The organism is Mesorhizobium sp. WSM4815 (genome assembly GCF_055811575.1).
The window spans coordinates 102,527-110,196 of the sequence record NZ_JBVVQS010000081.1; the positions used below are offsets into that span (position 1 = coordinate 102,527).

Below are 7,670 nucleotides of genomic sequence, written 5' to 3' on the forward strand. Positions count from 1 at the left end.
TTCCCCTCGGTCTTTTATCCTTCGGTGGTGTTTCAAAATCCCACTTTTTTTTTTTACCCCGCCACACCAATTTTCTAAAATATATTTCTGTCACCTCACCGGGTGGGGCGCCCCCCCCCGCCGCTTCTAACCGCGGGGCGCGCGACTATGCGATGGGCAGTGTCAGAATGCGAACAATCAGCAGACTTTTCGATTCCCGCGACCAGGCAGCGCGTGCCGTTGCCGCGCTTCAGGCGGCAGGAGTTTCTCAAGAACAGATCAGCGTCATCGGACCTTACGACGACGAAATCAGGGCTGTCCTGCGTGGTCCGGGCGGAGCCGCGCTTGGCGCGGCCGCTGGTCTGTTAATCGGCCTGGGTGCTTTTGAGGCCACGGGCATTGATCCTGTCGGAGCGGTGGCTGGCCTAACCCTCGTCGGTGGGGCCTGCGGCGGCCTTGCGGGTGGGCTTCTCCAGGCATCTGCCGATGTTGCCAAACAGCCGGGTGAGCCGAACGTTGAACAAGGCGTCATTTTTGTGATGGCGCAGGTCAATGAAAATCAGGCCGATACCGCACTGGCAGTGCTGGAAAATCCCGTCCGCGTAACGCAACTCGTGGCCACAGCCGGCTGAGATGCGTCGGATCGCGCCTGACTCCTTCCCGGCTTATCGTCCACGAATAGCATTCAGATCGATTTTCCCGCTGAGCCGTCAGTTTTCGCTCTGACGGTTCACGAGGCGGGAAGCGTCTGCTCGACCAGATTGACGTAGTAGCGCAGCACGGTCGGCACGATCTCGTCATTGAAGACGTAGCGGTCGCCGTGCAGGCCCTCGCCGGGCCCGACATCGCCGACGCCGACCCACGCGTAGCAGCCGCCTGCCGCGCGGATCATGAAGGCGAAATCCTCGCAGCCGAGGCTCGGGCTGAACTCGGTCGTGACGTTCTCGCTGCCGACGGTGGCGGCGGCTGCCGCGATGGCGCGGACCGTGGCGTCAGCCGTGTTGATGAGCGGCGGATAGCCCTTCTTGTAGTCGAGCGTGGCCTTGAGCGCATGGGCTACGGCAATGCCGTGGGCGATCTCGCCGATCAGCTTCTCGCAATGATCGGAATGACCGGGCTCGAAAAACCGGCAGGTGCCTTGCAGCCAGACCTTGCCCGGCACGATGTTGCCGACATTGCCGCCGTGGATCTGGGTGAGGCTGACGACCAGCGCGGTTTGCGGATCGACCGAGCGGCTGACGATGCGCTGAACCGCCTGGACAAAGGCGCCCGCGGCCAGAATCGGGTCGTCGCCGAGCTGCGGCATGGCGGCATGCGCGCCAAAACCCTCGAAGGTCAGCTCGAAATTGTCGACGGCCGCCATCTGTGCTCCAGCGCGAGCGGCGATCGTCCCCTGCTCCAAGCCCGGCCAGTTGTGGACGGCATAGATCGCATCGACCGGGAAGCGCTCGAACAGGCCGTCTTCGATCATGCGCAGGCTGCCGCCCTCGTTTTCTTCGGCTGGCTGGAAGACGAAGTAGACGGTGCCGTCGAAGGCGCGGGATTGGCTGAGCAGGCTGGCCGCGCCGAGCAGCATGGCTGTGTGGCCGTCATGGCCGCAGGCGTGCATCACGCCCTCGTTCCTGGACGCATAGGGCAAGCCGGTCCTCTCGACGACCGGAAGCGCGTCCAGCTCGGCGCGAAGGCCAATGGCGCGTGTGCCCGTGCCGCTCCGCAGCGCGCCGACGACCCCGGTGCCGCCGATCCCCTCATGCACCTCGTCGAGGCCGAAGGCGCGCAGTTTCTCGGCAATGAAACGCGCCGTTTCGTATTCCTTGAATCCGAGTTCGGGATTGCAATGGATGTGGTGCCGCCAGGCTATGATCTCTGGAGTCAGAGCGGCGATCGGGTCATTATGCAGCATGATGCTCTCCTTCCAAGCCGCAAAGGGCGGTTTGGATCACGATTAGAAGGTCGCACAACAGGCGTCTTGAACCAGATTGACCGCTGCAGGGACAAAAGCCGTGGACGCGACAGAGACCAGGAAATACTGGCGCCACCCCAGCTTCCCTGAGCTTGGCCTGTTCAAGGCGCGCTTCACGCAGCATCGCTATGAGCTGCACACGCACCCAACCTATGTGATCGCGCTGATCACCGCTGGCTGCGAACGCATCCGCATCGGACGCCACAAAATTGTCGCTCCGGCAGGCACCATTGCTGTCGTCAATCCCGAGGAGTGGCATGACGGGGAACAGGGTGCGGACGAAGGCTGGGCCTATCGGACATTTTATCCCCCGGTGCCGCTGATGGCGGAGCTCGCCCACGAGCTGGGCGGGGCTGACGCTCCGGTGTTCTCACGTCCGAATATCGAAGACAGCGATCTCGCCGCAGCATTGATGGCAGCACACCAGAGCTCGACCTCACCAGACGCGACGCAGGCCGAGACGTCGCTGCTCGTCGCGCTGAGGCATCTCATCGTTCGGCATGGCGATTGCAGCGGGCGGGTAGAGGAGATCGAAAGCTCGGGATCGCGACAGAGGTTCTCGCTCTACGAGAACCTTGTCGAAAGCGACCTTGGCTCGCAGTTCGACCTGCAGCGGCTTGCCGACGCCGCGCGCGTCACCCGATTCCAGGTCATCCGGGATTTCAAGAAAGCGATTGGCCTGACGCCTGCAGCCTATATCCGCGACCGGAGACTGCGTCGCGCCAGTTTCTTGATCGAACAGGGGCTCGGCCTCGCCGAGGCCGCCATTGCGGCAGGTTTCGCCGACCAGAGCCATCTTTCCCGTGCGTTCCGGACCATGCATGGCATGACGCCAGGCATGTTCAGGAGAGGCAGAACTCCCGAACCAAACCGAGTTCACATCGACATGAAATGATCGGGCAGTGGCCGGACCACCAATGTCGGCGCCAATTGGTTCCCGGCGCAACCTTGCGTTGTCATTTCGCCGCCGCCTCCACCCGGTCCGCAGCGGCGGCCAGCACGGCGCGGTCGCCCTCCTCGTACAAGCGATGGATCGAGATGGCGCTGACGCGCCAGCCTTCGGGCGTCCGCACCAGCCGGTGCAGATAGCTGGCGCCGACCGTCCAGAACCGCGTGTCGATCCAATGGGTAGCGCGAACATGGCTGCGCGCGGCTGCGTCGTTGCCCGCGCCTTCGACAACGATGTTGGTGATAAGGTGCTGGGTGGCGTCGAAGCCCGGCAGCAGGCCTTGCCACTGAGCAATCAGCGCGTCGCGGTCGCTGGTCGCGGCTTCGCCACCGAAAAGGCTGCTATAGTCTGTCGTGACGCGGGTCGTGAAATAGGATTTTACCCGATCCCATTCGCGCAAATCGGCATAGAGGCCGATCCCCGCCACCGCCTCGGCGATGGCGGTCTTGTCTTCGCTCGTCAGCGCAGCCGTGGACTGCATGGTGCTCAAGGCGGGCAGAGCGGTAAGCGTCGCGGCAAAAACTGCCGAGGCCAAAACAAACCGGCGGGTGACGGGGCTCATTGTCCCGCCTCCCCTGCACCGCCCAGCGTGGCGCGGAAATGCGCGGCAACGGCGTCGCTCGCCGACTTCACCGGCGCAGCGCGGTCGTAGAAGTCGAACTGGGTGACGTTGTCGAGCCACAGCTGCTGCTTCGGCCCGGTCAGCCGCGCATAGAATTTGCGCGCGCCCTGCGGGATGGCAGCCGCCTCGCTATGCACCATCAGCAAGGGCTGATGCAGGCGCCGGGCAGCCTGGATCGCATCGAATGTCAGCCAGCCGCGCCAAAAGGCCGGGTCGGCCTCGTTGCGCCAGGCCGGGATCATGCCGCGACCAGCCTCTGTATAGTAAGGCACCTTGAACATGATCGCCCGCTCGTCGGCCAGGCTGGCGGCGGGCAGGAAAGCCTGCTTGTCGGTGCGGCGATAGGCGGCCTCGGCCGCATCACCCACGGCTTCAAGCCTGGCAATGCCGTCCTTGCCGCCATAGGTCTGCTCGACCACCTCGGCATCGTGCAGCCAGGGCGCGACCAAAGCGACCGACTTGATCGCGGCATTTTTGGCGGCGGCAGTGACCATGTAGCCGGAGCTGGCGCAAATGCCGAGCCCGCCGATGCGGTCCTTGCTGATCTCTGGCCGGGCCGCGAGATAGGCGACCGCCGCCTCGATGTCGGCGACCTTGGCGCTGGGGTCCTCATACTGGCGGCGGGCGCCGCCGCTCTCGCCCCAACCGCGAAAATCGAAGGTCAATGCGACGAAGCCGCGGTCGGCCAGCTCGCGGGCATAGCGGGCCGGCATCTGTTCCTTCACCGTCATCCAGGCGCCGGTCACGACCAGCGCGGGCCGAGGTTTCGCGTCCAGATCCTCGGGCAGATAGAGATCGCCGACGATCTGCTCACCGTGCGAGGCGAAAGCAACGCGCTCGACGCGCGATGCGGCGAAGGCGCTTGAGCCGAGGGCGACAGCGGTTGCCGTGGCTAGCGTCAGGATTTTCAACATCGCAAATCTCCTTTGGCCGGGAACGAAAAGCGCGGCGCGATGGATTAAAGGCCACCGTCTCAGCGGTCATCCGCCAGTCGGCCGGGCAGTGGCTTCAGCTTGTAGTGCGCCCAGTAGAAGGCGTCCGACTGGTACATGTCGGTCAAGAAATTCTGCGCCTCGGCGATCTTGCCGTCCCTGATGCGAAACATCAGCGTGTAGAGCTGGTCGATCTCGGGACCTGAGCCGACGTTCGACCATCCGCGATGGATATCGACGACGAGATCGCCCTGCGCTTGGAAGAAGATCGGCTCAGCCCTGAATTTGCCGTCGGCCAGGCCACGGAAGAAGGCGACCACTTCCTCCGGCCCGCGCTTGTCGCCGGCCAGCGGATGATGGCCGGGAATGCGCCACAGGATGTCGGCCGCCAGGAAGGGCCGAACCGCCTCAGGGTTCCCGGTCGCATAGGCTGCGTAATAGTCCTTGATCAACTGGATGTTGCGGTCTTCCTGCGGGCCGCCGTTGGCGGGGGCGGCGGACACCGCCAGGAGAGCGCCGGCGGCGAGCGAAGCGAGCCTGGTCATCGGTCCTGTCTCCTTGCCTGATCAAGCCGTCGCAACAGCGAGGCCGTTCGTCGGGCCCAACATGAGGCTTTTGGTTCACCGGAAAAACCCGTATAGTCCGACAAAGCTATTTGGAATATCCTCACAATGCGACTCGACCAGTTCAGCGGCATCGTCGCCTTCGTGAAGGTCGCGGAGGCAAAAAGCTTCACCCGCGCCGCTGCCGAACTCGGCGTCGCCCCGGCCTCGCTCAGCGAGGCGGTCAAGGGCCTCGAGGAGCGTCTCGGGGTGCGGCTCCTCAACCGCACGACCCGCAGCGTCGGCCTGACCGAAGCCGGAGCCCACTATTTCGACCACGTGCGCCCAGCGGCTGAGGAGATCCGGGCGGCAGGCGCGACACTGCGCGAGACGCGCGACCGCCCCGCCGGCACGCTGCGCCTGAGCCTGCCGTGGATCGCCGCGCCGCTGCTGATCGAGCCGCTGATGGGGCCGTTCATGGATGCCTACCCGGAGGTGCGGCTTAGCCTGATCTTCGACGACAATTTCGTCGATATCGCCGCGCAGGGCTTCGATGCCGGCCTGCGGATCGGCGAGCTTCTCGAAAAGGATATGATCGGCGCGCGTCTGGGCGGGCCGTTGCAGACGGTGGTGTTGGGCAGCCCCGACTACCTGGCGCGTAACGGCACGCCGAAGCGGCCCGCCGACCTCGCTGCCCACCGCTGCATCGCCTTCGCCTTCACCCGCACCCGCGCCATCTCGCCCTGGGAGTTCGTTGTCGATGGACGCCAGGTCGAGTTCACGCCCGACGCACGTCTGGTCGTGAACACACTGCCGCTCTGCATCACCGCCGCCGCGCAAGGGCTTGGCCTGGCCTTTGCCGTCGAAGGCCTCGCTGCGCCGCTTCTCGCCTCAGGCGCGCTGGTCAAGGTGCTGGAGCCTTTCTGTCCCACCTACGAACCGCTCCACCTCTATTATCCCAGCCGTCGCCTCGTCCCGCCAAAGCTGCGGGCGTTCATCGATTTCGTCCGCGCCAACGCGCACAATTTGCGGATCTGATGCGCCGCCGCGAAACCAGCCATGACGCATATCGGCGAGCCGGTCCGGCTCACCCCAGGCGCCGACCATCTGCCGGGTGGCAGCGTTGAGGCGGTTGAAGGCATTGATTGGCCGCATTGCAAACGGCAACAACCCGTCGACCGTTGAGCCAAGAGTTCCGGCTTTCGCGGCACGGAGCCCGATGCTAAGGGCTGCAAATCTTGAAACAGCAACGGATCGCCCTGTGACCGACACCGAACGCCCTCGCCTGCCGCTGATCGAAATCTGCGTCGAAGGCATCGATGGGTTGCTCGCCGCGCAAGCCGCCGGCGCCGACCGGGTCGAGCTCTGCGCCAGCCTCGTCGAGGGCGGCGTCACACCGAGTTTTGGCATGGTGCGCGCAGCTCTCGAACTGGCGACGATCCCATTCCACGTCATCGTGCGGCCGCGCGGCGGCGATTTTCTCTACAGCGACGCCGAGTACCGTTCGATGCTCACCGATGTGAGCGCGCTGCGCGAGCTTGGCGTCGCCGGTGTCGTCGTCGGCTGCCTGAATGCCGACGGTACCATCGACGAAAAGCGGATGAGCGACTTGGTGCAGGCGGCAGGGCATTTGAACGTCACCTGCCACCGTGCCTTCGACATGACGCGCGATCCGACTGATGCGCTGGAAGCGCTGATCCGCAGCAAGGTCGGCCGCGTGCTGACCAGCGGCCAGCGCGACACCGCATTGGAGGGCGTGGCCCTGCTGGCGGACTTCGTCCGACAGGCGGGGAAGCGCATCATCATCCTCGGCTGCGGCGGGCTCGACCCGAACAACATCGCCGAGGTGCGGGAAAGAACCGGACTGACCGAAATGCATTTCGCCGCACTCAAGGACGTGCCGAGCGTCATGCGTTACCGCAATCCGCGGGTTGGCATGGGCGGCACCGACCTCGACCGCGAGTACCGCAACACGGTGACCGACGCGGCGCTGGTGGCGGCGACGATTGCGGCGGCGAGAGCATGATCCCGAAGCAGCAAAACACGCAGGCACGCCTGCCGATCGACCGGGTTTCGCCGCAGGACGAGCCCGCCATCCTCGCCCTCAACAACGCGCACGCGGCCGAGTTGTCGTGGCTTGAGCCAGGACGCCTGTCCTTCCTGCTCGACGAAACGTTCTATGCGCGCCGCATCGGCGCGCTCGAAGCCTTCATCATGACCTTCGACCAGGACGCCCGCTACGACAGCCCGAACTTCCTGTGGTTCCGCGAGCGCTATCCGCGCTTCGTCTATGTCGACCGCGTCGTCGTTGCGGGAGAAGCGCGTGGCCGCGGCCATGCCCGGCGGCTCTATGAGGATCTGTTCGACCATGTCTCGCGTGCCGGCCAGACCATCGTCACCTGCGAGGTGAATGCCGAACCGCCCAACCCGGCTTCGGATGCCTTTCACGCCGCGCTCGGCTTCGTCGAGGTCGGTGACGCGGTGATCCACGGCGGCAAGAAGGCGGTGCGCTACTATACCAGGCAGGTAGGGGAGTAAGGGAGTAGGGCAGTATGGGAGTAGGGAACAGGGTAAATTGGCTGGGTCGGCGAGCGACGTAACATACTCCCCTACTGCCCTACTGCCCTACTGCCCTACTGCCCTACTGCCCTACTGCCCTACTGCCCTACTGCCCTACTGCCCT

10 protein-coding genes are annotated in these 7,670 nt (G+C 64.7%); 6 read left to right on the forward strand and 4 right to left on the reverse strand.

Features of this window, described 5'->3' with window-relative positions:
• Positions 1 to 611, forward strand: a 611-nt coding sequence (locus tag AC0L2B_RS07040; protein ID WP_473744714.1) for a hypothetical protein, incomplete at its 5' end; no start/stop codon positions are given.
• 98 nt (positions 612 to 709) lie between these two features.
• Here AC0L2B_RS07040 and AC0L2B_RS07045 read toward each other — a convergent pair.
• Positions 710 to 1,882, reverse strand: coding sequence for an amidohydrolase (locus AC0L2B_RS07045; protein ID WP_473744715.1), 1,173 nt, complete (start codon positions 1,880 to 1,882; stop codon positions 710 to 712).
• A gap of 100 nt (positions 1,883 to 1,982) precedes the next feature.
• On the opposite strand from AC0L2B_RS07045, the gene AC0L2B_RS07050 reads away from it, so the two are divergent.
• Positions 1,983 to 2,837, forward strand: coding sequence for an AraC family transcriptional regulator (locus AC0L2B_RS07050; protein WP_473744716.1), 855 nt, complete (start codon positions 1,983 to 1,985; stop codon positions 2,835 to 2,837).
• Positions 2,838 to 2,898: 61 nt separating this feature from the next.
• On the opposite strand, the gene AC0L2B_RS07055 is transcribed toward AC0L2B_RS07050, so the two are convergent.
• From AC0L2B_RS07055 to AC0L2B_RS07065, 3 genes are read right to left on the reverse strand one after another with little or no spacing between them, the layout of a single operon-like run.
• Positions 2,899 to 3,453 carry a nuclear transport factor 2 family protein gene (locus AC0L2B_RS07055; RefSeq protein WP_473744717.1) on the reverse strand — a complete coding sequence of 185 codons (555 nt, stop codon included), beginning with the start codon at positions 3,451 to 3,453 and terminating at the stop codon, positions 2,899 to 2,901.
• A complete protein-coding gene (locus AC0L2B_RS07060) occupies positions 3,450 to 4,427 on the reverse strand; it encodes an alpha/beta hydrolase (protein WP_473744718.1) in 978 nt (325 codons plus the stop codon). Before AC0L2B_RS07060 ends, AC0L2B_RS07055 begins: the two co-directional genes overlap by 4 nt.
• Before the next feature lie 59 nt (positions 4,428 to 4,486).
• A complete protein-coding gene (locus AC0L2B_RS07065) occupies positions 4,487 to 4,990 on the reverse strand; it encodes a nuclear transport factor 2 family protein (RefSeq protein WP_473744719.1) in 504 nt (167 codons plus the stop codon).
• 126 nt (positions 4,991 to 5,116) lie between these two features.
• Between AC0L2B_RS07065 and AC0L2B_RS07070 the strand changes: the two genes are divergently transcribed.
• The 4 genes from AC0L2B_RS07070 to AC0L2B_RS07085 are packed head-to-tail and all read left to right on the forward strand — an operon-like array spanning position 5,117 to position 7,525.
• Positions 5,117 to 6,025, forward strand: coding sequence for a LysR family transcriptional regulator (locus AC0L2B_RS07070; protein ID WP_473744720.1), 909 nt, complete (start codon positions 5,117 to 5,119; stop codon positions 6,023 to 6,025).
• A 21-nt stretch (positions 6,026 to 6,046) separates the two neighbouring features.
• A complete protein-coding gene (locus AC0L2B_RS07075) occupies positions 6,047 to 6,172 on the forward strand; it encodes a hypothetical protein (protein ID WP_473744721.1) in 126 nt (41 codons plus the stop codon).
• 34 nt (positions 6,173 to 6,206) lie between these two features.
• Positions 6,207 to 7,013, forward strand: a complete 807-nt coding sequence (locus tag AC0L2B_RS07080) for a copper homeostasis protein CutC (protein ID WP_473744722.1) — start codon at positions 6,207 to 6,209, stop codon at positions 7,011 to 7,013.
• A complete protein-coding gene (locus AC0L2B_RS07085; RefSeq protein WP_473744723.1) occupies positions 7,010 to 7,525 on the forward strand; it encodes a GNAT family N-acetyltransferase in 516 nt (171 codons plus the stop codon). The genes AC0L2B_RS07080 and AC0L2B_RS07085 overlap by 4 nt, the downstream gene beginning before the upstream one ends.
• The last annotated feature ends 145 nt before the right edge of the window (positions 7,526 to 7,670 follow it).

Coding starts and splice junctions, on each gene's coding strand:
- AC0L2B_RS07075 (WP_473744721.1), top strand. CDS start 6,047: ATGACGCATATCGGCGAGCCGGTCCGGCTCACCCCAGGCGCCGACCAT.
- AC0L2B_RS07085 (WP_473744723.1), top strand. CDS start 7,010: ATGATCCCGAAGCAGCAAAACACGCAGGCACGCCTGCCGATCGACCGG.
- AC0L2B_RS07070 (WP_473744720.1), top strand. CDS start 5,117: ATGCGACTCGACCAGTTCAGCGGCATCGTCGCCTTCGTGAAGGTCGCG.
- AC0L2B_RS07045 (WP_473744715.1), bottom strand. CDS start 1,882: ATGCTGCATAATGACCCGATCGCCGCTCTGACTCCAGAGATCATAGCC.
- AC0L2B_RS07060 (WP_473744718.1), bottom strand. CDS start 4,427: ATGTTGAAAATCCTGACGCTAGCCACGGCAACCGCTGTCGCCCTCGGC.
- AC0L2B_RS07080 (WP_473744722.1), top strand. CDS start 6,207: ATGCTAAGGGCTGCAAATCTTGAAACAGCAACGGATCGCCCTGTGACC.
- AC0L2B_RS07065 (WP_473744719.1), bottom strand. CDS start 4,990: ATGACCAGGCTCGCTTCGCTCGCCGCCGGCGCTCTCCTGGCGGTGTCC.
- AC0L2B_RS07055 (WP_473744717.1), bottom strand. CDS start 3,453: ATGAGCCCCGTCACCCGCCGGTTTGTTTTGGCCTCGGCAGTTTTTGCC.